The following is a 23805-nucleotide window of genomic DNA, read 5'->3' as shown; positions in this document are numbered from 1 at the left end:
TCAGCATGAGCGAGGGGATTTGTGTCACACCGAATTGCCCGCTGGTGATAAGACCAAATGGTCATCGCTTCGGGGGAATCGGGATTGGCCGACCAGTTTTTTCAACGCCCTATCCTCAATTCGCCTTACGAGCGACCCACACTGCATTGGGAACTGGATGCTGAAGGCCAGCCGACCGGGAACCTCGTCGAGGCGCGGCGTCACTCCGATCTAATCACGCCCGTCCCCAAACCTAAGAAGCGGAAAAAGAAGGTCACTCAGACAGAGATGGCCTTCGACGCGGGCGACGACCTGTCGTCGGCCGATCAGGAATACAACCCGACGCCAATCATCAACGAAGTGCGCCAGCACGTCGATGCGTGGCGCAACCTGCCGAACGCGAAGGACTGGCTGGTCACGCCCGAGACCGAACGGCTGCTCAAGCATTGGCGCTACCATAAGTTTCAGGGCGTCCGCCCTTTCTTCTGTCAGGTCGAAGCGGTCGAGACCGTTATCTGGCTGACGGAAGTCGCGCCGAAACTTGGTGCGCGTGGTTCTAAGTTCTGGGACCACATCAAGGGCGCTAACGCGCAGGCCAATCCGGCGTTGATCCGCATGGCGCTCAAGCTCGCCACAGGAGCCGGAAAGACGACGGTCATGTCGATGCTGATCGCATGGCATACCGTCAACGCTGTCCGCCATCCCAACAGCAAGATGTTCTCGCGCGGCTTCCTGATCGTGGCGCCGGGCATCACCATCCGCGACCGTTTGCGGGTGCTCCTGCCCAACGATCAGGAAAGCTACTACCGGACCCGCGAGATTGTGCCGCCCGACATGTTGGCAGACATCGACCGCGCCAAGATCGTCATCACCAACTACCACGCCTTCAAACAGCGCGAGCGAGCCAAGGTGGCGGCGGGCACCCGCACGGCGCTGGAAGGCTGGCGCAAGGAGAAGTTGGAGACGCAGGAAACCGAAGGGCAGATGCTCCAGCGGGTCATGCCCGATCTGATGGGGATGAAGAACATCGTCGTTCTGAACGACGAAGCTCACCACTGCTATCGCGCCCGCGTTCAGGATGCGCTCGGCGAAACTGAAGCAGACCTCAGCGGCGACGATAAGGATGCCGCCAAGGCTGACAACGAAGCCGCCCGGATGTGGATTACCGGGTTGGAGACGGTGAAGAAAAAGCTGGGTCTGTCGATGGTCTACGACCTATCGGCCACGCCCTTCTTCCTGCGCGGCTCGGGCTACATTGAAGGCACTCTGTTCCCTTGGACCATGAGCGACTTCTCGCTGATGGACGCCATCGAATGCGGGATCGTGAAGCTACCTCGCGTGCCCGTAGCCGACAACGTGCCGGGCGGCGACACACCGAAGTTCCGAAATCTGTGGGAGCACATCGGCAAGGACATGCCGAAGAAAGGACGCGGCGCCGGGAAGGTGCTGGACCCGCTCAGCCTGCCGTCCGAGCTTCTGTCGGCGCTGGACGCCCTCTACGGCCACTACAAGAAGACGTTCGAGCTATGGGAGGCCGAGGGCATCGGCGTGCCGCCGGTGTTCATCGTGGTGTGCAACAACACCGCCACCTCGGAACTGGTCTACAAATACATCTCGGGGTTCTTCCGCGAGGGCGACGACGGCTCGCAGACGCTGCACAACGGCCGACTCGAACTGTTCCGAAACTACGACGACTACGGCAACCGGTTCGCCCGCCCGAACACCATCCTGATCGACAGCGAGCAGTTGGAATCGGGTGAAGCGCTCGACAAGGACTTCCGCGCCATGGCTGCGGATGAGATCGAGCAGTTCCGTCAGGCTGAGGTCCAGCGCACCGGCGACATCCGCGCGGGCGAGACCATCGACGACGCCACCCTGCTGCGCGAAGTCATGAACACGGTCGGCAAGAAGGGGCGTCTGGGCGAGCAAGTGCGCTGCGTTGTGTCCGTCTCGATGTTGACCGAGGGGTGGGACGCCAACACCGTCACCCATATCCTCGGCGTCCGCGCCTTCGGCACCCAGCTTCTGTGCGAGCAGGTCGTCGGTCGGGGGCTGCGCCGCCAGTCCTACGAACTGAACGAAGATGGCCTGTTTAACGTCGAATACGCCGACATCCTCGGCATCCCGTTCGACTTCGCCGCCAAGCCGGTCATCGCACCGCCCGCCAAGCCACGAGAGACGGTGCGTGTGCACGCCGTGCGGCCGGAGCGCGACACGCTGGAGATCGTTTTCCCGCGCGTCGAAGGATACCGAGTCGAACTGCCCGACACTCGGCTTGAGGCCGAGTTCGGCCCGAACTCCTATCTCGATCTGACGCCCGATCTGGTCGGCCCGTCGAAGACCAGCAACCAAGGGATTATCGGCGAAGGTGCCGAACTCACACTGGACCATTTGGAGGACATGCGGTCTTCCAGCCTGCTGTTCCACCTCGCCAAGCACCTGCTCTACACCAAGTTTCGTGACCCCGGCGAAGAGCCGAAGCTGGCGCTGTTTGGCCAGTTGAAACGGATCACCAAGCAGTGGCTGGACGGCGGCTATCTGCGCTGCTCCGGGGGCACCTTCCCGGCGCAACTGGCCTATCAGGAAATCGCCGACATGGCGGCCGAGCGGATCAAGGCTGCCATCGTCGAGAGCTTGGCGGGCGAGCGGCCGGTGAAAGCGATCCTCGACGCCTACAACTCGACCGGCTCCACGGCCTATGTGAACTTCAACACGTCCAAGGCCGACCGCTGGAAGACGGACCCGCGCTACTGCCACATCAACTGGGTGGTCTGCGACAGCGACTGGGAGGCCGAGTTCTGCCGGATCGCGGAGACGACCGATCACGTCCGGGCCTATGTGAAGAACCACAACCTCGGCCTCGAAGTGCCCTACCTAATGGGCAGCGAGCCGAAGAAGTATCGCCCCGATTTCATCGTCCAGATCGACGATGGCCACGCCGATCCGCTGAACCTGATCGTCGAGACCAAGGGCTATCGGAAGGAGGACGCGGTAGCCAAGGCGAACACCATGAACGCCTACTGGGTGCCGGGAGTGAACAACCTCGGCAAGTTCGGTCGCTGGGCTTTCGCCGAGTTCACGGCCGTCTTTGAGATGGAAGACGAGTTCAAAAAGCTGATCCAGTTGTTCCGCGCCAACGCGCCGGTGAAGGAACTGACATGAGCGGCGCATGGGCGGACAATCAGGTCTACTGGGCGACGCTCGCTTATGCGCGTTGGTGGCTCGCTGTAGACGGTCCATTCCTCGGCGCAGTCGAGGCCAATGGAGACTTCACCGAACCGCTACTGCGGCGTGTGGCGGTTCGCTACAACGTCAATCGCGGTTTGCTCCAGCCGGAAGACCAGCAGGAAGGCGAGGATGTATCCGCCACCGGCATGATTGGCTTGTTGCGAGAAGCCGCAGCCGCTTGGCCCGCAAGCCTTCAGGAACGTGCAAACCTGTGCATTGAGAAGGCGGAGGCTGCCCAGAGCGTGGGATGGACCGACAAGCTACAGGTTTCTGGCGTCAGCAAGTTCATCTGGTTCTTGAAGCCAGAGCGCTGGACCTTGTTCGACAGGTTCGCCGCAAAAGGGATGGGTGTCCCCGCTCACTGGAATCGCCGCCGTCAGTTCGAAGCCTTCTACAAGGCGCTGGACAAGGGCGACTTCAATGAGGTGGTCGCGCGGATAGAGCCGGTCGTCGCCGCCTCAGTCCTGCCGAGCCTTCCCGCCTCCCGCATCATTGACTCCCTGCTGATGGCGCGCGGGGCGCGGGGATCGGCGACCCATGAGGTGGAGGAGAGCCGCTCATTTCTCGGCCTGCTTCCACCGGCCTTCCGCGAAAACCTGCACCAACTCGCGACCGAGCTACAGGACGAGATCGGCAACGATGTCCTGCCCCCGATGACCACCAAGCGTAAGAAGTCCTGACATGGCGAAGAAGCCGATCTCCATCGAGGCGCTGAAGCACGACGCCACACGGATCAACATCCCGACCGCCGAGTTCGAGTCGCTGATGCGGGAGGAGGATAAGTCGCCCGTGCAGGTGGCCTACGAGCGCCGCAACCGTGACCTCGATCCGCAACTGGTCTGGCGCGGCAAGGATGAGCAGGACTGGTCCGACCTCATCGTTCAGGCACCGCCGCTGTATGTGCAAGAGAAGATGCATCCCAAGGCGCTGATAGACGATCTGAAGCGCCAGACGAAGGCGCGCAAGGCCGAAGCGGACGACGCCATCCCAGACCTGTTCGCCGACTTCAACGGGCTGCCCGACAAGGAGGCCGTGACAGAGTTTTACCAGCACGACCTGCACTGGTCGAACAGGATGATCTCGGGGGACAGCCTGTCAGTGATGGCATCTCTGGCGGAACGCGAGGGGCTTCGCGGTCAGGTCCAGTGCATCTACTTCGACCCACCCTACGGCATCAAATTCAACTCGAACTTCCAGTGGTCCACTTCCTCGCGCGATGTGAAGGACGGTGCCAAGGACCATGTGACCCGAGAGCCAGAACAGGTCCGCGCATTCCGCGACACATGGCGAGACGGCATTCACTCCTACCTCACCTACCTGCGAGATCGCCTCCTCGTAGCGCGTGATCTGCTGGCCGATACTGGCTCGATATTCGTCCAGATTGGCGATGAAAACGTGCACCGTGTTCGGGCGGTAATGGATGAAGTATTCGGCGAAGAAAACTATATAAGCCAGATTGACTTCAAAAAAACAGCTGGTCTGGCATCCGACTTTCTTGCAACATCTAAGGATCATATCCTCTTTTACGCCAAAAGCCGAGAGTCCACTAAGTTCAGGCGAGTTTTCAATCTCAAACAGGCAGGATCAGAAGGAGCCACCCAGTTCGGCTGGATTGAAAGCGAGGACGGGACGGTTAGGCGGTCGCTTCGGTCATCCGAGGAGGTCCCAGACAACTGGAAAGTCATATCCCACGACAACATTACCTCCACCGGATTCGCGACGACGACGAACTATCCGCTGAGCCTCTATGGTCGCCGGATTGTGCTTAAGCAGGCAAACCAGCGCTGGAAGACGACGACTGAAGGAATGTTCCGGGTCAAAGCGGCAGATCGTGTGATGCTCTTGGGAAGCACACCGCGATATGTGCGGAAGTTGGACGACTTTCCCGTATTTCCGATCACTGATGTTTGGTCAGATACAGGCGTGTCAGGCTTCGCTGATCCTCGGGTCTACGTAGTTCAAACCAGTTCCAAGGTGGTCGAACGCTGCATCCTAATGGCTACCGACCCCGGCGACCTCGTGCTCGATCCGACCTGTGGTTCGGGAACGACGGCATATGTGGCGGAGCAATGGGGGCGGCGCTGGATCACCATCGACACTTCGCGTGTAGCGATTGCCCTCGCTCGGTCACGGCTGATGGGTGCACGCTATCCGTATTATATGCTCGCTGACAGCGTAGAGGGTCAGCGGAAAGAAGCTGAGATCACGCGCAGCCCGCCCAAGACGGTGGCCACCTACGGCTCTATCCGGCAGGGTTTCGTCTATGAACGCGTGCCTCATATCACTCTGCGGGACATCGCAACTAACACCGAGATCGACGCGATCTGGGAGCAGATGCAGCCATCCGTCGAGGCGGCCGTCGCGACCTTGAACAGTGCGCTCGAAGGTCATACGACGCCGTTCAAAGTCGAAACGGGGGGGCGCTTAGGAACACAGATCGACTTCACCTCCAGTGGCGAGGTCGTGCTTCCATCCGGCGATACGGCTCCCGCGAATGGCTTCATGGAGTGGGAAATCCCGCGCGATGCGCCCGCTGGTTGGCCCGCCTCGGCTAAAGAGGCTCTGACGCGCTTTTGGGGGGCGAGGATCGCCCGCCAGAGCGAGATCGACGCCTCTATCGCCGCCAAAGCGGAGTTCGAATACCTCTACGACAAGCCCTACACCGACAACTCCAAGGTCCGTGTAGCCGGTCCATTCACAGTCGAAAGCCTGTCGCCCCATATCACGCTGGCCGTGGGACCGGATGACGAACTCCTCAACCTCTCGGGTGCAGGCGTCGGTGACGAAGGGCTGGCGTTCGAAGGCGCTGACGATTTTGCCAGCATGATCCTGAAGAACCTGCGAGTCGCGGGTGTTCAGCAGGCACACAAGGAAGACCGGATCACCTTCACCAGCCTGATTGGCTGGCCCGGCGACCTGATCTGCGCCGAGGGCCGTTATCTTGAAGGCGATGTCGAGAAGCGTGCAGGCATATTCGTCGGCCCTGAGTTTGGCACTGTGTCACGACCTGATCTTGTTCAAGCGGCTCGCGAAGCAGGAGACGCAGGGTTCGATGTTCTGGTCGCCTGCGCCTTCAACTACGACGCCCATTCCGCCGAGTTCTCCAAGCTTGGACGCGTGCCGGTCCTGCGTGCGCGCATGAACCCGGACCTGCACATGGCGGGCGATCTGGCCGCGACCGGCGCGGGCAACCTGTTTGTCATCTTTGGCGAACCGGACATTCAGATCAAGGACGCGGGCAAGGACGCGGACGGTGCCGACCTGATCCGGGTGAAGGTGTCGGGCGTCGATGTCTTCAAACCCCAAACCGGCGAGGTCGTGTCCGAGGACACTGACGGCATCGCCCTATGGATGCTGGACACCGACTACAACGAAGAGAGCTTCTTCGTCCGCCATGCCTACTTCCTCGGCGCCAACGACCCCTACAAGGCGCTGAAGAGCACTCTGAAGGCCGAGATCGACGAGGAGGCGTGGTCCAGCCTGAATAGCGACACCAGCCGCCCATTCCCCAAACCGACCTCCGGCCGCATCGCCGTCAAGGTCATCAATCACCTCGGCGACGAGGTGATGAAGGTGTTTGAGGCTCGCTGATGAAAGCTCTGATCTCCAAACCGGTGAACGACCTCCAGCGACAGTTCAACGAACTGTGCGAGAAGGGCGGCGGCGTTAAAGGCGGCCCGGTTCGCGGTAAGACGCTGGAGCTTCTGAAGTTCTACGGTCAGACGCTGAACAAAGGCGCCAGCGAGGAAATTCAGGAACACCTCGCCGCCTTTCCAGACGCCAATCCTTGGCATGTCTGCTTCGCGCTGGGCCTGTGCTGGGGCCACCTCGCGAAGGTCGATCTGACCTTCACCGAGGCTGCCATAGGCGCCTTGGAACACATCAACGATGATGACCTGAAGACCGCCGGAAGCTTCTGCCTCGAACGCGGCCCAGAGCCGATCATCAACTCGTTGCGGGGCGGCAATGCGCTGTTCCAGAAGGTCGTTCTGCCCTCGACCTTGCCCGACACGCTGGACCGTATGGACCGCGCACAGCAACGGTGGCTCGCCCCCATTGTCCATCCGACTGACCGACCGCCCTACATCGGCAGTTGGAATGCGACCGCCATGTTCATGACGGCGCTGTTTTCCAAACCGATGTTGGCCGCGATGCAGATGGAGCCAAAGCCGGTATTGCCGCCCGGCGGCCCGATCTTCACTGGCCTGTCGATCCTGCACGACGCGGGCCTCGTGACGACTGCACCTGACACGGCAGGCATCGACGGAAATTCGTTTGAGCCGGGCGTGCTCTATACGAACAACGCGCTTCTCCAATCGCTGCTCGCAGGCTGCACGGGATGGTCGCTGACCGACGTTCACAGCGGGGTCTACCTGCTCGGCACCCGGCACCATGAATCCGACAACTGGATCAAGGCGAAGGCGGTGACTGCCTGATGCCGTTCTATTTCAAACCCGTGGTCTGGAACAGCAATGGCTATCGCGGGCCATCGGGCGGGAAGTTCACCAGCGGCTTCCCAAAAGACCATGGCTATGGGCACGAGGAGTGGAACAACGCGCCTGAACTCGCCTATGGCGAAGGCGCTGATCGCTTCAAAGTGTTCCACACCGAGGGACTGGGCACCCAAGACTTGGAGGCGCAGGCCGGGCTGATCGGTTTGATGCTGATCGCCTCGCACAAGGGCCAGCAGTTCTTGGTCGGTGTCGCCGCTGGCTGCATGCCTCTCATGAGCGAGGACGAGCGCCCCGTTCGTTTAGACCTCATCAGACGACTGGGCCTGAATGCCGATGCGATGGGCGAGGAGGCATGGGCGCTCAAGTCGGTTCGCGATGCCTTTGATGGGAACCGCAGGAAGTTCTTTCAGGAGTGGCGAAGGGACTTCCACTGGCTGCTGAATTGGACTTGTCCCGCCGACCTCTATCTTCCCCTCTATGAGCCGGTCCCGCTGAGCGCAGAAGCCCTCACCGGCAAGAAGCGGCTGGTCGCCATGTATGGCTCCTATCAGCCGATTGACCGGTCGATCTTCCAGCGTGTGCTGGCGCAGATTCCGTCGTCGGCAGGACAAGCGACGATTGACAGGCTGAAGGTGTGGGCTGGCTCGTCGATTGATGTCGCCTACGATGTCGGAGAGGCGTCTTCGGCTTCTACGACAGTCCGTGCAGCGCTTATTCAGGCGCGGATTGGGCAGGGAGCGTTCCGCTCGGAACTGATGGGGGCATGGAACGGCGGTTGCGCCGTCACCGGCTGCACCATTCCGGAACTGCTGCGCGCTTCGCACGTCCGGCCTTGGGCAGCCTCGAATAATACCCAGCGTTTGGACAACGAGAATGGCCTGATGCTCGCCGCGCATCTGGACGCGCTGTTCGACCGAGGTTTGATCTCATTCGGAGACGATGGTCGGATGATGGTGGCGAAGGCCATCAGCAAGGAAGCCAAGTCCGTGTGGGGCGTCGGCGAAGCGCTTCGACGCAAGCCGAGCGGACGGCTATCCGAGTATCTCGCCTACCATCGCGAGCGGGTTTTCGTCGGCTGACCATGACGACATCGACCCTGACAAAGCCGACCCAGCACAGCCTCTATGCGATGGCGTTCCTCGACACCGCCAGCGAGACATTGCTGCGCGATTTCTTCATCCAGCGCTGCGGCATTCGCGCAGCCTTGGTGTGCCGGGACATGCACGTCACGGTCTATCACGCACGGCGACCGATGGGCGTTGCGGACGGGACCGAGACCATTCAGATTTCCGTGCCGGGCAGCGAGCTTCGAATGATGGCGATGGCGCCGGGCGGTGAGAATCCGCGCGATGATATTGATCCCCGCCGGTGCTCCATCGGTCTTCGAATTCGTCGGGCGGACGGCGCGACGAGGGCGCTGGAGACGCTGCGTCGTCGCTTCTACGGATTAGAGAGCGTTCGAGCGCTGGGGACACGTCAGCGCAGCGACCGCCGCAACAGCGCTTTTGGTGCGCGGAACTACCAACCCCATGTGACCGTCCTTCGACCGGGCGCCATCACTGATCCCGATCTTTCAAAGCTGGGTGAAGCCCTGCGCGTGCATGTGCCCGCCATCGCCTTCGACCGCTTCGTCATTCGCAATCGAGTGCGCTGATGGATTTCCGCATCGCCGACACCTTCACCGAAAGCCTCGCACGGTTGACCGGGCAGGAGCAGAAGGCCGTGAAAACTACGGCCTTTGATCTCCAGATGAACCCGTCGTCGCCGGGCCTGTCTTTCCACAAGCTGGATCGGGCGAAGGACTCGAACTTCTGGTCGGTGCGGGTCAACGCCGATATCCGAGTGATCGTTCACCGCACGCCCGGCAGCATTCTGCTGGCTTATGTCGATCACCATGACGACGCCTATCGCTGGGCCGAGCGCCGCAAGATCGAACGCCATCCTACGACCGGTGCCATGCAGTTGGTCGAGGTGCGCGAACGGGTAGAAGAACTGCCATCGCCACCTGCGCAACCGGCTGCGCCGGCGCCGGTCGCGATGCCTACCGCCAAGCCGCTGCCGCTGCTGTTCGACAATCTCCGCAAGTTCGAACTGATGGCCTTCGGCGTGCCGGAGGAATGGGTCGATGACGTGCGTCGGGCGACCGAGGCCACCCTGTTCGACCTGCTCGAACACCTCCCGCAGGAGGCACAGGAAGCGCTGCTGAAACTGGCAGTCGGGGAACAACCCGCCCCGCCTGAGCCGGTCGCGCCCGACGCTGATCCATTCGAGCACCCGGACGCCCAACGTCGCTTCCGCATTCTCACCAACATCGAGGAACTGGAGCGCGCGCTCGATTCTCCATGGGAGAAATGGGCGGTGTTTTTGCACCCAGCCCAACGCGAGACGGTAGAGCGTGCCTATTCCGGCCCTGCACGGGTCACCGGATCGGCGGGCACCGGCAAGACCATCGTGGCGCTACATCGGGCCGTCCATCTGGCGCGTGCAAACCCTACCTCCCGCGTCCTGTTGACTACCTTCTCTAAGGCGCTGGCGAACGCGCTGAAGGGTAAGCTCGCGCACCTGACCGGCAACCAGCCGGAGATCGCCGGGCGCATCCATGTGCAGGCCCTGACTGGTGTGGGCTACGACCTCTACGCACAGCTATTCGGTCAACCGACTTTGGCATCGGCCAACGTGCTCCAGTCGCTGATCGCTAAGGCGGCCGAAGACATCGCCGAAGCGCGTTTCACCCCGCGCTTCCTGCTCGGCGAATGGACTGATGTCGTCGATGCGTGGCGACTGACGTCTTGGGAGGACTACCGTGACGTCTCTCGGCTGGGCCGCAAGACTCGGATTGGCGGCAATCAGCGTGAGACCCTGTGGGCTGTGTTCGAACAGGTCCGCGCAGGACTGCGTGATCGCAAGCTGGTGACGTGGGCCGATGTCTTTGGTCGTCTGGCGGATCACTACGGCAGCGGCGCGGCCGCACCGTTCGACTTTGTAGTGGTGGACGAGGCTCAAGACATCAGCGTCGCGGAGGCTCGCTTCCTCGGCGCTCTGGCGAAGGAACGATCTGAAGCTCTGTTCTTCGCTGGCGACATCGGCCAGCGCATCTTCCAGCAGCCGTTCTCGTGGAAGTCGCTCGGCCTCGACGTTCGGGGTCGATCTTCGACGCTGCGAATCAACTACCGCACCTCGCACCAGATTAGGTCGCACGCAGACCGTCTGCTGCCGATCACCGTGACCGACGTAGATGGGGTCTCCGAGAGCCGACGCGGCACGGTGTCGGTGTTCGACGGCGCCGAACCTATCGTTCAGACCTTCGATGACATCGGCAACGAGCAGACCGCTGTCGGCGCTTGGATCGCTACCCGGCTCGCCGAGGGCTGCCTCCCGCACGAAATCGGCCTGTTCGTTCGATCTGACGCCGAGATGAAGCGCGCCCGAGCGGCAGCCAAGTTAAGCGGCGCGGCGGCCGTCGAACTCAGCGACAAGGTGGAGGCCGAACCGAACAAGCTGGCGGTCAGCACGATGCATTTGGCCAAGGGACTGGAGTTCAGGGCCGTAGTCGTGATGGCCTGCGACGACGAGGTGATCCCCGATCAGGATCGCATCGAGCGCGTGGCCGACGAATCCGACCTGCAAGAGGTCTACGATACCGAGCGGCACCTGCTCTACGTCGCGTGCACCCGCGCCCGTGATCACCTACTGGTGACAGGCGTAAACCCTGCGTCGGAGTTCCTTGAAGACTTCGGAGTCTAACTTCGAGCACCACGGATGTTCCATGGAAGGTGGAACGCTTCGATCAGGCCCAGTTCGAGGCCAGCATCGCCGCTCATCGGCATGCCGTTCCACGTCTGGTCTGGAGGATGGGCGGTGTATATGTCGATTACCTCGCCAGCCGTGACAGCGGCGATGAGTGCTGCGTTCAGACGTTGGCTGGTCCGCTGCGTCTTGCCGGGTCGGCAATAGGATCGGAAGCGGCGCAAGACACCTTTGGTCGCCAGACCGACATAGAGGGCTGTGTCTCCCTTCACAAATGCGTAGACGCCTCGCTCCTTCGGAAGAGCCGGGTCGAGGACCAGCAAGTCCTGCATCGCAACCCAAGTCCCCACCCGACAAAAGCCACCCGCTCCAAGTCTGGAGATGGTGAGTGGCGGCTTTGCTGATGGTGCGTGTCGATTGACGGCTGGCTGCCGCTCAGATCGGGGAACGATGCCAAGCAAATCACAGCGCTTCAGGACGTTGTAGGCGTGCTGATAGCTCACGCCGACCTGATCCGCGATTTGCGCGGTCGTTAAGCCCTCCGCAGCCAACCCCCTGATCCGAGCAGCCTTCGTCACGATGCGCCCGATTCAGGCTGCGCCATCAATCTCTCGGCCAACCATTCCCAGCGGCTCTCGAAGGGCAAAAGGCGCTGGCGTAAATCGGCACCCACACGGGTCACGGCGTATTTTCCTCCGTCGATCCATGACTTCGACGCCACCGCCTTGGCTCCGAGAACCGCCAGCGCTTCCTCGTAGGTCATCAGGAACGCGACCGGGTTGGCTGTGACATTCCAGATGTAGGCCAGAGGGATGCCTCGCCCCTCATATTTGCGATCCAGACCGAAGCTCTCGCCGGACGCGCACTTCAACTGAAGGGGCAAGGCCCGAATGCCTTGCTGGCCCACTTCTCTGAACACGATGAGATCGACCCCGCGATCAACCACTGGGGTCGATACCTCGAACCCGCGCATAAGAAGCTGTGCCGTGAACCAGTTTCTGCCCGCGACCTCGACGGTAGCTGAATTCAATGTCGGCAAGTCATCCCCTCCCGGGCGTTCAGATAAATACCGGAAACGAAAGGGACCGGTATGGACATCTACCATCACTTCCTTGAGCGCGGCCTCACCGACTCTCATCGACATTTCAGCAGCGCATGGCTTGGCCGCGCTGAGAATTATCTCTGCCTCAGAGGTAGTCGCGGACCTTCGAGCGATGCTCTCATCGACCTCTTCCAGACGCTCTGGCGCGAATGCCGTTTTATGCTCGCACTCCGGGTCGGTTGGGCGGTGTTGTGGCTGGAGAAGGAGGCACGGCGGTGAACGACGATGATCTCCTGTTCCCGCTTGATGATCTTGAAAACTGGAAGCATCGCCAACTTCCACCGGACTGGTTGTCGAACCGCAAAAAGCTGCTCCTCGAACGTCTTCGTCATTTAGCGGCGGAAGCCAAGAGCGCGTCTCGCCGCTCCACATCGAAACCGAAGCCCGCTACTCCTCCCCGCAGATAGCAACGTAGTCTTCAGAACCCTCACCAGCCATCTCCAGTCCGTCGAGCTTCGGATTGCCCATGCTGCCGATATGGGTCTCGCCATCGAGGCCCACCTCTTCCGACATGCCATAGCAGCCGTAGCGTTCGTCCTCGGAAAGCAGGTTGATGGAGGTCGGCGTTCCGGCTTCGACCGTGACCGTGTAGCCTTGCGCTTCGGCCAGTTCGATCACCTCTGCGAGGGTCATCGGTTCGACGCTGATGTATCCAGTAGCCACATTTTCTCCAGTAGGATGTGCCAAGCGCAAGCCGCCGGGCGTCTTGTTAGGATGGCGTAAGGGACAGGCAGCACGGATGGACAACCTTTTCGGTTGGTGCCCGCGACATGCGTGCCCGTGGCCGAAGTGACCGAATTCATTCCAGTCGGCCGCCGCTCTCGAAAAAGCGGTCCACGCAGCCGTGAATGATTTTCAGGCCGCCGATCTCTACGGCCAGCGCGTTCGCGGCTCGACGCCTCTGAATGACTGCCCGGCACTTGCGCCAGTGATGAAGACCAAGCACCGCCGCGATCTCGCTGTCCGCTGGCAGGGCGTTGGTCAGGTCGCCACGACGCGTGATCAAACCGGCCGCCATCAAACGAGGAGCGATGTAGTCCATTCGGAACAGATCACCGATCTCGCCTTCCAGCCTTCGCACTTTTCGGACAGTGCTGATGGAATAGCCGGTCACCTCGGCGACCTCGGTAGCGGTGCCGTTAGCATTCAAGATTTCGACGATGCGCGTCGTGTTTAGGTTTTTGCCACGCTTACGGAGGGGCATGGGGCGGGTTCCTTTTTGTCGGGTCATGAGCAGAAGAGTTTGGTGAGCACGGCAGCGTTCACCTGATGGGCTTCAAAACGGAGCACGCCGTGGGCGTCGTTCTCGTCGATGGTCGATACCACCATGAAAACACGCGGGTTCAGGCCGTGCTGGTCGAGGTATGCCTTGATCCCCTGAAGCACACTGGCGGTGAGGTGGCTGCTCGGGAAACAGGCGTCGGTCTGCTGGAACTGGAAGTCTTCTTCGACCGACTCATGCCCTTCGTAGTGCAGTCTCCAGCCCCGTCTGGTGCAAACCCAATCGTATTCGAGGACGTAGGCGATCATTGCGCGCGCCTCTTCGAGTGGGCGGCCTGAAACGCCTTGGCCTCGGTCTGGAGGTAGCCGGGCCGGGGCTTGCGGCGGGGGCGCGTGGCGGCCCGACCTGTAGACCGGGGATGAAGCCGGTCCAATTCGGCCCGGATCATCCAAATCCAATTTTTGTGCGCCTTGGCGTTGGCCTTTGCGCGTTTGACCTTGGCTGTCGGCGACATCGTGGCGAATGCTGCCAGCGCGCCTGACGCCTTTCGCATCCCCTCATCGAGCCGCTCTCTGATCTGCTCCGGCGCAAGACGGCGAAGGCGCGCGACCGTCCATTCGTGGATGGCTCGCCGATCAGTGCGATGCGGCCGATATCCCGAGGTGAAGGCGTCGAGCGGCTCGCCTTTTGTCCATGATGAGCGGGCCATCAGATCGCCTCCACCATCTTGGCGACGACTTCGACCCGATGATGGGACTTCCGCAGATCACGGATGAAGCGGGTCATGGCGTTGGCGGCCTGTCGCGGGTGAACGGCGCGCTGGGCCTCGGCGAACATCTGGGAGCCGAGCCGGAATTGGACGCTCCAGCGGTGGGTCCACTCGCCGCGCTGCGCCGCAGCCTCCCACTCCCTGATCGTCACCCACGCCTTGTGAGCGGGCGCCGACTGGGTGCCCTTGGGAATGACCAGCCCCTTCAGCGCATCGTATCGCGCTCTTGCCGCATCCGCCTCGGCGGGTGTGTAGCTCTGGCTCTTGCGCCGGGCGGCGATCTCGACCTCTCGCACCTCGGCGTCTTCGAGGAACTCGGCTTCGGGGTCGAGGTCGGCCAGCAGCATTTTGGCGAAGATGCGGGCACCTTCACTGTCGAACACGATGACCGTGCGGTCGAACCGTTCGATGAAGGGGTCAAACGCCTCCTTCGTCAGTTCGATCTGGTGATCCGCCAACAGGCGGGCCGCCGTAGTGGTGCATTCGCTCTTTATCGTAAGGCCGAACATTCTCTGGTCTCCATCCGCCGCGATGTTGCGACGAACGGAAGAAGCCAGAACGATGAGGCCCCAGATAGAAACGCAAACTCACCGGTTTCTATATTCGACTCCGGCTTTTCTTCGTCTTTCTGACCATGCCCTTTTCCGCCAACCGATCTATGCCCTTTCCGATTCCAACATCACTGCCGGGAATGCCATAGCCGCGTCCTTCCAGAATGGCTTTCTCGTTCCACTGCTTTGCTTTTCGGATCAGTTCGGCCCGGTCCATCGACTGACCATCGGCGAAACGAGGCGCAATGAATTTTCCGAACCCGATTTCCCACGGAGCTTGATAGCCCGCGCGACGACCGCCGTTGCGCTTCTTCACACGCTCCTGAAGGTCGGTGAACTGATCCCAGAGTTCCGCCTCGGCCAAGGCCAGCAGCACTTCGGCGCGCGCAATCTCACCACCAGCGAGCACCAAGATGGAAGGCCGCGCTTCCTCCCGTTCAACTTGGCCCAAGGCCGCCAGTTGGGTGAGCATGGCCTCCAGCGCCCCTTGAGCGGCATCCAGTTTCTTGGTCATTCGGGGAGAAAGATCGTCACGCGATGAGGCCGCCGCGACCGCCGTCAGCAAGCCGACGATCCGCCCCGGCAAGTCCGGGGCCGTCACCAGCGCTGAGACATCGACATCAGCCTTCTCCAGCAAGGTGGCAACGCGCCAAAGCAGCCATTCCATTTGGGCCGCGACGGCACCGTCCCAGTCCTCCGCGCCCATCGCTGAAGCAAGTCGCTCGAAAGCCTCTGCCGCCGAACGATCCAGTAGACTGATCTCACCCACGCCCTGCTTCCCCACGCTCATGCTGATCCTTCCTCACCCCTGCCTCGGACGGTCTGAAGGAAGGGTTCAGGGGCAACCCATTCGCAGCGTGCTTATAGAGAAAGGTGCGAATGGGTTGTCGGGCCGGGTTCTCGACGAGGAGCCGAGGTGAAGGGATCGGACCAGATCAATCTGCGACCTACTGATGAATGATCGGCCGTGGATCGAGGAGGCGGAAGGCCGAGGCGATCTGCGGGACATCATCGTCAGGAGCGGACGACCGCTGAAGGCGGTTGGCCGTCCCGGCGATAGAACACCATAGCCCGGTCGGACGAGCCGCGTCCGTCGCTCTGCTCCGGCCACGACGTCGTTCGGCCAGACCATGAACGACCCGACTGGGCGTCGGGCCGTTTCATTGATCCGCCGATGTTGAAGACCTCGATCTCGTCGGCGCCAAACAATTCAGGTGACGAGGCCGAAGGCCGATCAAGCACGCCGCGAACGGGTTGGAATCTGGCGTCTCAAAATCTGGTGTGAATCGGCACCTGCCGCAGCGGCGTTTCCGGCGCGCGATCTGCCATCGTCAGAACCATGTGGTTCGAGACAGGCGCCCAGCGTGGCCGGAACGACAGCAATCTGTTAGGTGGCCAGTGATTGTCTGGGGGCGGAACTTGAACACATCCATGAAGCTGGCTGCGCTTTCGTTCGCCGCTGTATGTTCGGCGATTGCCTTGGCGAACGCCGCTGACGCTCAAGTCGCTGGTCGAGCGTCCGACAGGGACGTCATCGAACTGACGGCGGACAACTTCTGCCGCAGCCAGAACAGTCCGCCCGACGTGCGGGAAATGCTCGACCGCCTTCGCATCACACCTGCCAGCCTGTGTCAGTGCATTGTGACGGAGGTTTCCTACTCGATGGACCGAACTCAATTGGGCGCAGATTGGGCGGACTTCGCTTATCGCAGCCACGCCGCTGGAAACACGCTTCCCCAGAACGCGCGCGACCAGCGGGCCTTCACCGGCTTCCAGAACGCTTACAGGCAAGCCAATCGGACATGTGCTTCTCGCCTCGCACGCTGAACGCTTCGGCCGCAGACAACATCTGCATCATGAGGGTCGCGCGGTGATTACGGCCGCTATTCACCGCATAATCTGCGGCGAATAGGCTGGAGCCTTCGGAGGACAGGGCGGGGCATGTCGAAGACGGGCACATATCTTGGCGGGAGCACCATCCTCGGCTGGTCCGGTGCACCCCGCTCGGCAGCGAGAAAGCGAAGCGGCGGAAAGGGCCTGCTGGCTCGGGAAGTTGAAGCCCACGAACCGACGCTCCAGCGGTCGGAACATATGCCGCCGCCGGGACCGGCTCCTGTTCACGCTCGCAAGCCGTCTGCCCCGAAGCCTGCACAAAAGAAGAAGCCGATCTCGGCAGCCGAACTCGTCCACTTCAGCTTCGGCGGCCGTTCCAAGGATCGCGTGCTGGACGATCTCGAACCCATCGTCTGGAAGCTGGCCGAGAATGGATTCCGCAAACCGGCCGACGTCGCACGCCTCCTGAACAAGCAAGGGGTGAAGACCGCCTGCGGCGAACAGTGGAGCACCCAACTCGCGTGGCGCCTGCTCGATCTCCTGTTCGAGCGGCGCCGACAGCGGAGAGCCGCCCGACCGTCGAAGGCGCCCGCCACTCCTCGCGCCCCTTCGACATCGAAGGCGCCGCTATCGAGCGAAGAGATCGCACGCCGACTATCTGCGCTGGGGCGAGTAGCCCGGTCTGATTGACGCCCCGACGATCCGCAGCCTCTACGTCAGTCGCCGATTGACCGGCACCTGACCGCTCGGCTTACGCCCCATCAACCGGGCAACGACGCTGATCAGCCAAGCCCACCACGACTGCCGACGCTTGCCCTCGCTGTTGAAGGCATAGGGGTAAGCGTGCGCGTCGCTGTCGATGTCGCCGGTCGGCTGGGCCACGCGAGCCTGATAGTCGGCTTTGAACGCCTTGAAGTCCTTGTAGACGACGTAGGAGAGGTAGCCCGCCACGCCCAGCGCGATCAGAGCCGGTGCCAGTTTGGAGACGGTCACGGCGAAGCCTTTGGCTCCAGCCGACCCGACCCCTGCCGCGCTCAACATCTCAACGACCGGCGCCGGGATGCCGTGGAAATAGCAGTAGGCTCCGGCCGCCACGACCGCGACCGTAGCGGCTCCTGCGAGAATGGGCATGGTGGCAGGAGCAGAAGCCACGGACACCGCTGTCGCCGACATCTGGGACAACACACCGGCAGCGGTGACGAACCCCGACACCACCTTTGCCCCGACGAGCGTGCCGCCGAGATAAGACCCGCCATAAGACAGGATCGCACCGCCAGACGAATGCGCCACCAGAGCGAGACCGCCCACCGTTAGAATCGCCATGCTGCCCCGCCGATCTGATTGACGCCCGAACGATCCATGACATCGTCTGGGAGATGAAGAGAGCAGGTCTTTACCTCCGCGTCAGCCAAGATTCCCAGACGACCGAGAACCAGCGGCGCATCCTGATGGAGGTAGCCGAACGGTCGGGCTGGACCGTCGTCGAGGTGTTCGAGGATGCGGGGTTCAGCGGCGCCAAGGGCCGGGACAAGCGGCCCGCCTTCGACGCCCTCCTGAAGGCTATCCATCGTCGGGAGATCGACATGGTGGCGGCGTTCGCCGTCGATAGGCTCGGAAGGTCGCTGCCCGATCTGGTCAGCTTCTTGAACGACATCCAAGCCCGTGGCTGCGACCTCTACCTGCACCAGCAGGCCGTGGACACATCGACGCCGAGCGGCCGGATGCTCTTCCAGATGCTGGCGGTGTTCAGCGAGTTCGAGCGCGCCATCATCACCAGCCGGATTAACGCGGGCCTCGCCCGTGCCCGAGCGCGCGGTGTGACCTTCGGGCGCCCCAACCTCTCGCTGAAGGTTCGGCAGAAGGTCCAGAAAGCGTTGGCGGACGGTCACTCGATCCGACAGGTCGCCAAGATCACCGGCGTCTCCTCGGCCTCGGTCGGCCGCATCAAGCGAGCCATGACGCCGGTCGAGGACCGTGAGGAGAGCGTCCCCGCCTGACGTCAGAGACGGTCGTTCAGGACCGTGGACGACGTTGACCCTGAACGCTCCGAGGACTCTCCTTCGCGGCTCGAACATCCGAGTCGCGGAGCATCCTCATGGCCGATGACGGCCCCACTCCCCCTGCCGATAGCCCGGCCTACCAGCACGCCGACGACGACGGCACCCCCGTCCCTGTCGCGTCCACCATCCTCCCTTCTACAGTCAGTCTTCTTCGCCCGTCGCCTCTACGGGCGTTTGTCCGCATGGGCCGGATACAGGCTGCCGATCCCCGCCAGGGTGGCCCGCACGGCCTCGTCGAGCGGGGTGCGCGGTTCGGGGCCGATCAGGGCCTCCAGCCGGGTGTTGGTCAGGCGGACCGGGCGTTTCCACAGATAGGCCATCTCCATCAGTTCGCGCATCAGCGGCACGAAGGGCGCGGCCAGACGCATCACCAGCCAGGGCATGGGCTTGATCGGCAGTTTGGGCTCGCCCAGGACGCGGCGGATGGCGCCGGTCATCCGGGTTCCGTCGGCGTCCCACTGGCCCTCCATGTGGAAGCGGGCGAAAGCCTCCAGGTCGTTGCGTTCGACCAGGCGGACCATCACCTCCGCCACGTCCGGCAGATAGGCCCACTGGTGCCCGACGCCCGGCTTGCCCGGATAGGTGATCGCGGTCGGCCGTTCACCGGCCCTGACCAGGCCCTGGCTGAACCAGTTGTTGGCCGCCTCAGGCCCGAAGAAGTCGCCGGCGCGGACGATCAGCACCTTGGCCCGGCCGCGATCGGCGGCCGCCTTCAGGCGACGTTCCATCTCGACCCGGATGCGGCCCTTGCGGGTCCTGGCGTTCTGGGGCGCATCCTCGGCGATGTCGGGGAAGGCGTCGGGGCCGTAGTTATAGACCGTGCCGGGCAGCAGGATGCGCGCGCCGTTCCGTTCGGCCGCCGCGATGGTGTTGTCCAGCATCGGCAGGACCAGGGTGTTCCAGTTGCGATAGCCGGGCGGATTGACCGCATGGACGATCAGGGACACGCCCTCGGCCGCCGCCGCGACGTCCGCCGCCGACATGGCGTCGCCCCTGATCCAGGCGATCCGCGCGTCGCCGCGCACGCCCTCGGGTCGGCGATGCAGGGCGCGCACCGACCATCCCGCCTTCAGCAGCCGCTCGGCCACCGCCCCGCCCGCGCCGCCCGTGGCGCCCAGAACCAGGGCTGATTTCGTCGTCATGTCGCGCTCCATCCGTTTGATGAAGCCTGTATCGACCGAACGCCGGATCAACGGAATTGTCGAAATATCTGCACCTGCTATACGAAAACCAATGAACAGTGAGCCGAGCTGGGATCTGTATCGCACCTTCCACGCCGTGCTGCGCGAGGGGTCGCTGTCCGGCGCGGCGCGGCGTCTGGACATGAGCCAGCCCAGCATCGCCCGCCATATCGACGCCCTGGAGACGGCCCTGGGCGCCAAGCTGTTCCTGCGCACGCCCCGGGGCCTGTCCCCCACGGACGCGGCGCTGGAGCTGAAGCCCCTGGCCGAGCGGCTGGCCGCGACCTCGGCCGCCCTGCGCCGCACAGCCGAGGGTGGGGGCGGGGGCGGCGCCCTCTCCGGCACGGTGCGGATCAGCGCCAGCGAGGTGGTGGCGGTCGAACATCTGCCGCCCATACTGGCCCGGATGCGTCAGGCCCATCCGGGGCTGGCGCTGGAGCTGTCGCCGTCCAACGCCCTGGACGATCTGTTGCAGCGCAAGGCCGATGTGGCCGTTCGCATGGTCCGGCCCGAGCAGCAGGCCCTGGTTTCGCGCCATGTCGGCGCCCTGGCCATCGGCCTGCACGCCCATCGCGACTATCTGGCGCGACGCGGGACGCCCCGGACCCTGGCCGATCTGAAGGATCACGACCTGATCGGCTATGATGTCGAAACCCCCGCGATCCGGGCTGCGGTCCAGCAGTATCCGGCCCTGAGCCGCGACGCCTTCGCCCTGAGGGTGGACAGCGACGTGGCCCAGCTGGCGGCCATCCGCGCCGGGTTCGGGATCGGCATCTGCCAGACCGTCGTCGCGGCGCGCCAGCCGGATCTGGTCCGCGTCCTGCCCGACGCCTTTCATATGGCGCTGGAGACCTGGATCGTCATGCACGGGGATCTGCGCGGAAACGCCCGCTGCCGCGCCGTTTTCGACGCCCTGGTCGAAGGCCTGTCGAGGATCGTCGGATCCTCGGCGCGGTAGGGCGCGGTAGTCAGTCGGTCCTGAACAGAATCACGGCGGTCAGGCCGCCGCCGGGCGTGGTCTCCAGGCGGACGCTCGCGCCCATCTGCTGAGCTAGGGAACGGGCGATCGCCAAGCCCAGACCGGAACCGCCGGTCTCGCGACTGCGCGACGCCTCGCCCCGCGCAAAGGGCTCGAAGGCCTGGGCCTCGAACGCCGGCGACAGGCCGGGACCGTGATCGACGACCGTCAGCCGCCAGCGGTCGTCGTCGCGTTCGAAGCCGACCTCGGCTGAACCGGCGTAGGTCACGGCGTTCTCGATCAGGTTCTCGAGAATCCGGCGCAGGCCGCCCGTGTAGGCCTGGACCCGTCCCGCCTCCAGCCGTCCCAGGGTCACCGCCTGGCCCAGGGCGGCGCGTTCCCGCACCAGTTCCGTCACCAGTTCGGCGACATCGACGGGGGCGAGGACAGCGGGTCTTTCCTCGCCGCGCGCGACCAGCAGCACATCCTCGATCAAGGTGGCCATCAGGGCCACGTCCCGGTCCGCCCGCGCCCGCTGGTCCGGGTCTTCGATCAGGGCGACCCGTAGCCGAAGCCGGGTCATCAGGGTCTTCAGGTCGTGCGCCGCGGCGGCCAGCATCCGCATGCGCTCGCTGACCAGGGCCTTGATGCGCGCCCGCATGCGGTTGAAGGCCGAGGCCACGCGGCGCGCCTCGGCATGGCCGGTCTCGTCCATCGGCGGGGCGCCGAGATCGCGGGCGAAACGGTCGGAAGCGTCGGCGATGGCCTGGAGGTCGCGGGTCGCCCGATGCACCATCCGCCACACGAGGAAGGCGGCCGTCAGCCCGACCAGCAGGCTGAACACCAGGGCGGCCATGGCCATGCTGCGGCGACGTTGCCCCAGGCCCGGCGCGACCACCAGCCTCTGGCCGTCCGCCAACGCGACCGACACCGCATAGACGGCGGTCTGTCGTCGCTGGACTTGAGGGCGGAAGCGGCGGCGCTCCTCGGGAACCAGCAGGCGGACGTCGCGCGCGCCCAGGGCCGCGTCATAGCTGCGCAACAGCGCGGGCAGGGGGCCGCCGTGCGCGCGATAGCCGGCCGGAACCCCGTCGGCGATGAAGAAGCGGGTGGCGTCGCCGTTCAGGGCCACCAGCAGGTCGTCCCGCTCTTGCGACGGCGTGCGGTCCAGGGCGGCGGCTGCGGCGGCGATCCGCACCGGCACAGGCAGGCGCCATTCGTCCTGATCGCCGCGCTGGAACCTCATCAGGCCCAGGACGCTGACCGCCTGCAGCGCCACCACGACCAGGACCAGCGTCAGCGTCAGGCGGTTGGCGAGGCCCAGGCGTCTCACGACTGGACCTCGACGTCTGCGGTGAACAGATAGCCGGCGTTGCGCACCGTGCGGATCAGCCGGGGTTCGCGGGGATGGTCGCCCAGCTTGCGGCGCAGGCGCGAGACCTGGATGTCGATGGAGCGGTCGAAGACGTCGGCCTGGCGGCCCTTCAGCACGTCCATGATGTCGTCGCGAGACAGGACCTGCTGCGGACGCCTGACGAAGGCGGCCAGCAGGTCGAACTCCCCGCCGGTCAGCTCCACCGCCTGGCCATCCGCATCGGTCAGGGCGCGGGAGGCGAGGTCCAGGCGCCAGCCGCCAAAGGCGAGACGGCGGGCCGGCGGCCGGGGTTCGGCCCGGTCGCGGCGACGCAGCAGGGCCTTGATGCGGGCGACCAGCTCGCGCGGCACGAACGGCTTGGCGACATAGTCGTCGGCCCCGACCTCCAGCCCCACGATCCGGTCCATGGGCTCGCCTCGCGCCGAGGCGATCAGCACCGGGACCGCGCCCTGGATGCGGCGGCAGACCGACAGGCCGTCCTCGCCCGGCATCATCAGGTCCAGCACCACCAGGTCCGGCCGCTGAACCGCCCAGGCTCGCCAAAAGGCTGCGGCGTCGGGGAAGGCCGCGCAGTCCAGACCCTCGCGCGCCAGCAGGGCGCAGACCAGGTCGCGGATTTCGGGGTCGTCCTCGACCAGATGGATCAAAGCCGTCGTCATGGGCCAAGCTTTGGCGCAACCGCCTCCGCCCCGCCAGTAGAGGATACACGCTGTTACGCACGGGCGCCGGGGCGACACACCCCGGACGGGCCGATCTGTCAGTCTGCAGTCGTCCGGAACAGGCCGGACCTCGCACAAGGAGCCTGCCCATGACCTCCCGTCGTCCCTTCGCAGCCGCCGCCCTGACGGGGCTGCTGGTGGTCGCCGGCCTCGCCGCTGCGGCCGACAGCGCCATGGCTCAATCGGTTTCCCGCCACCGCTCGGCCAGCGTCACCGGCGCCCAGCACAGCGCCATGCGCGGCGCGGATATCTACCGCAGCCCCGGCTCGGCCACGGTCTCCCGCTATGGATCGGTGGACGGCCAGGGCTGGTCCAGCGCCCGCGCCAGGACCACGGTGGACACCGGGAACGGCTACGCCACGACGGCCGTCCGCACCGGCCCGGCCGGTAACACCCAGACCCGCGCGGCTTCGACCGCCTACGGCGACGACCACTACAGCCGGTCGTCCAGCGTGCAGACCTCGCACGGCCACGGCTATGACCGCCAGATCGACGCCTATCGCGACGACGACGGCGTCACCGTGAACCGCACCGCCACCGCGAACAACGGCGCCACGCGCAGTTCGACCGTCACCCGCCCCTACTGACCCCCTTTCCCGGTTCGGGCGGAGCGCCTCACCCCCAGCT

The 23805-nt window shown here is 63.8% G+C and carries 25 protein-coding genes; 13 read left to right on the top strand and 12 right to left on the bottom strand.

Annotation, left to right across the window (positions count from 1 at the left end):
• Nucleotides 1-57: 57 nt before the first annotated feature.
• From ER13_RS05685 to ER13_RS05655, 7 genes are read left to right on the top strand one after another with little or no spacing between them, the layout of a single operon-like run.
• On the top strand, nucleotides 58-3141 hold the full coding sequence (locus ER13_RS05685) for a BPTD_3080 family restriction endonuclease (protein WP_197019733.1): 3084 nt from the start codon (nucleotides 58-60) through the stop codon (nucleotides 3139-3141).
• Complete coding sequence (locus ER13_RS05680) at nucleotides 3138-3887, top strand: hypothetical protein (RefSeq protein ID WP_035307471.1); 750 nt, start codon at nucleotides 3138-3140, stop codon at nucleotides 3885-3887. Before ER13_RS05685 ends, ER13_RS05680 begins: the two co-directional genes overlap by 4 nt.
• A 1-nt stretch (nucleotide 3888) precedes the next feature.
• The gene (locus ER13_RS05675; RefSeq protein WP_035307469.1) at nucleotides 3889-6798 is read left to right on the top strand and encodes a site-specific DNA-methyltransferase; all 2910 of its coding nucleotides are present in this window, start codon (nucleotides 3889-3891) and stop codon (nucleotides 6796-6798) included.
• Nucleotides 6798-7643, top strand: a complete 846-nt coding sequence (locus ER13_RS05670) for a hypothetical protein (protein ID WP_035307467.1) — start codon at nucleotides 6798-6800, stop codon at nucleotides 7641-7643. Before ER13_RS05675 ends, ER13_RS05670 begins: the two co-directional genes overlap by 1 nt.
• Nucleotides 7643-8740, top strand: coding sequence for an HNH endonuclease (locus ER13_RS05665; protein WP_035307465.1), 1098 nt, complete (start codon nucleotides 7643-7645; stop codon nucleotides 8738-8740). The genes ER13_RS05670 and ER13_RS05665 overlap by 1 nt, the downstream gene beginning before the upstream one ends.
• A gap of 2 nt (nucleotides 8741-8742) precedes the next feature.
• On the top strand, nucleotides 8743-9315 hold the full coding sequence (locus ER13_RS05660) for a hypothetical protein (protein WP_035307463.1): 573 nt from the start codon (nucleotides 8743-8745) through the stop codon (nucleotides 9313-9315).
• Nucleotides 9315-11405: a UvrD-helicase domain-containing protein gene (locus ER13_RS05655; RefSeq protein WP_035307461.1), complete on the top strand. Its 2091-nt coding sequence runs from the start codon at nucleotides 9315-9317 to the stop codon at nucleotides 11403-11405. The genes ER13_RS05660 and ER13_RS05655 overlap by 1 nt, the downstream gene beginning before the upstream one ends.
• On the opposite strand, the gene ER13_RS05650 is transcribed toward ER13_RS05655, so the two are convergent.
• Nucleotides 11402-11986 (bottom strand): helix-turn-helix domain-containing protein, encoded by a 585-nt coding sequence (locus ER13_RS05650; RefSeq protein WP_035307459.1) that lies wholly within the window; start codon nucleotides 11984-11986, stop codon nucleotides 11402-11404. The two genes, ER13_RS05655 and ER13_RS05650, sit on opposite strands and share 4 nt — an antisense overlap.
• Nucleotides 11983-12552, bottom strand: coding sequence for a hypothetical protein (locus ER13_RS05645; protein WP_155988106.1), 570 nt, complete (start codon nucleotides 12550-12552; stop codon nucleotides 11983-11985). The genes ER13_RS05650 and ER13_RS05645 overlap by 4 nt, the downstream gene beginning before the upstream one ends.
• Before the next feature lie 173 nt (nucleotides 12553-12725).
• Between ER13_RS05645 and ER13_RS18970 the strand changes: the two genes are divergently transcribed.
• On the top strand, nucleotides 12726-12917 hold the full coding sequence (locus ER13_RS18970) for a hypothetical protein (RefSeq protein ID WP_155988104.1): 192 nt from the start codon (nucleotides 12726-12728) through the stop codon (nucleotides 12915-12917).
• Here ER13_RS18970 and ER13_RS05635 read toward each other — a convergent pair.
• The 6 genes from ER13_RS05635 to ER13_RS05610 all read right to left on the bottom strand — a co-directional run bounded on the left by ER13_RS05635 (nucleotide 12898) and on the right by ER13_RS05610 (nucleotide 15842).
• Nucleotides 12898-13173, bottom strand: coding sequence for a hypothetical protein (locus tag ER13_RS05635; protein WP_155988103.1), 276 nt, complete (start codon nucleotides 13171-13173; stop codon nucleotides 12898-12900). The genes ER13_RS18970 and ER13_RS05635 overlap by 20 nt on opposite strands.
• Nucleotides 13174-13309: 136 nt before the next feature.
• Nucleotides 13310-13714 carry a hypothetical protein gene (locus ER13_RS05630; protein WP_035307450.1) on the bottom strand — a complete coding sequence of 135 codons (405 nt, stop codon included), beginning with the start codon at nucleotides 13712-13714 and terminating at the stop codon, nucleotides 13310-13312.
• Between the two features lie 23 nt (nucleotides 13715-13737).
• Nucleotides 13738-14040 carry a hypothetical protein gene (locus ER13_RS05625; protein WP_035307449.1) on the bottom strand — a complete coding sequence of 101 codons (303 nt, stop codon included), beginning with the start codon at nucleotides 14038-14040 and terminating at the stop codon, nucleotides 13738-13740.
• On the bottom strand, nucleotides 14037-14441 hold the full coding sequence (locus ER13_RS05620; RefSeq protein ID WP_035307448.1) for a hypothetical protein: 405 nt from the start codon (nucleotides 14439-14441) through the stop codon (nucleotides 14037-14039). The genes ER13_RS05625 and ER13_RS05620 overlap by 4 nt, the downstream gene beginning before the upstream one ends.
• On the bottom strand, nucleotides 14441-15010 hold the full coding sequence (locus ER13_RS05615) for a hypothetical protein (protein WP_155988101.1): 570 nt from the start codon (nucleotides 15008-15010) through the stop codon (nucleotides 14441-14443). Before ER13_RS05615 ends, ER13_RS05620 begins: the two co-directional genes overlap by 1 nt.
• 88 nt (nucleotides 15011-15098) lie before the next feature.
• On the bottom strand, nucleotides 15099-15842 hold the full coding sequence (locus tag ER13_RS05610) for a hypothetical protein (protein ID WP_035307445.1): 744 nt from the start codon (nucleotides 15840-15842) through the stop codon (nucleotides 15099-15101).
• A 641-nt stretch (nucleotides 15843-16483) separates the two neighbouring features.
• Between ER13_RS05610 and ER13_RS05605 the strand changes: the two genes are divergently transcribed.
• Both ER13_RS05605 and ER13_RS18330 read left to right on the top strand, forming a co-directional pair.
• Nucleotides 16484-16879, top strand: a complete 396-nt coding sequence (locus tag ER13_RS05605) for a hypothetical protein (RefSeq protein WP_035307443.1) — start codon at nucleotides 16484-16486, stop codon at nucleotides 16877-16879.
• Between the two features lie 114 nt (nucleotides 16880-16993).
• Nucleotides 16994-17575: a hypothetical protein gene (locus ER13_RS18330; RefSeq protein WP_155988099.1), complete on the top strand. Its 582-nt coding sequence runs from the start codon at nucleotides 16994-16996 to the stop codon at nucleotides 17573-17575.
• A gap of 21 nt (nucleotides 17576-17596) precedes the next feature.
• Here the strand turns inward: ER13_RS18330 and ER13_RS18325 are convergent, their stop codons facing one another.
• Nucleotides 17597-18208 (bottom strand): hypothetical protein, encoded by a 612-nt coding sequence (locus tag ER13_RS18325; protein ID WP_155988097.1) that lies wholly within the window; start codon nucleotides 18206-18208, stop codon nucleotides 17597-17599.
• 53 nt (nucleotides 18209-18261) lie between these two features.
• Here ER13_RS18325 and ER13_RS05595 point away from each other — a divergent pair, with 53 nt between their 5' ends.
• Entirely contained in the window at nucleotides 18262-18882 is a 621-nt protein-coding gene (locus ER13_RS05595) for a recombinase family protein (RefSeq protein WP_035307439.1), read from the top strand.
• Nucleotides 18883-19109: 227 nt separating this feature from the next.
• Here the strand turns inward: ER13_RS05595 and ER13_RS05590 are convergent, their stop codons facing one another.
• Entirely contained in the window at nucleotides 19110-20087 is a 978-nt protein-coding gene (locus ER13_RS05590) for an NAD-dependent epimerase/dehydratase family protein (RefSeq protein WP_035307481.1), read from the bottom strand.
• Nucleotides 20088-20178: 91 nt separating this feature from the next.
• On the opposite strand from ER13_RS05590, the gene ER13_RS05585 reads away from it, so the two are divergent.
• Entirely contained in the window at nucleotides 20179-21084 is a 906-nt protein-coding gene (locus ER13_RS05585; protein ID WP_008261539.1) for a LysR family transcriptional regulator, read from the top strand.
• A gap of 10 nt (nucleotides 21085-21094) precedes the next feature.
• On the opposite strand, the gene ER13_RS05580 is transcribed toward ER13_RS05585, so the two are convergent.
• Both ER13_RS05580 and ER13_RS05575 read right to left on the bottom strand, forming a co-directional pair.
• Entirely contained in the window at nucleotides 21095-22417 is a 1323-nt protein-coding gene (locus ER13_RS05580) for a HAMP domain-containing sensor histidine kinase (RefSeq protein ID WP_052004888.1), read from the bottom strand.
• The gene (locus tag ER13_RS05575; RefSeq protein ID WP_035307437.1) at nucleotides 22414-23118 is read right to left on the bottom strand and encodes a response regulator; all 705 of its coding nucleotides are present in this window, start codon (nucleotides 23116-23118) and stop codon (nucleotides 22414-22416) included. Before ER13_RS05575 ends, ER13_RS05580 begins: the two co-directional genes overlap by 4 nt.
• 149 nt (nucleotides 23119-23267) lie before the next feature.
• Here ER13_RS05575 and ER13_RS05570 point away from each other — a divergent pair, with 149 nt between their 5' ends.
• On the top strand, nucleotides 23268-23765 hold the full coding sequence (locus ER13_RS05570; RefSeq protein WP_035307436.1) for a hypothetical protein: 498 nt from the start codon (nucleotides 23268-23270) through the stop codon (nucleotides 23763-23765).
• Nucleotides 23766-23805 lie beyond the last annotated feature (40 nt).

Origin of the sequence: Brevundimonas sp. EAKA, from assembly GCF_000698025.1 — a bacterium.
Lineage (GTDB): Bacteria > Pseudomonadota > Alphaproteobacteria > Caulobacterales > Caulobacteraceae > Brevundimonas > Brevundimonas mediterranea_A.
Note: the sequence above shows the minus strand (reverse complement) of the source record. Positions and strands in the feature narration are given on the sequence as shown.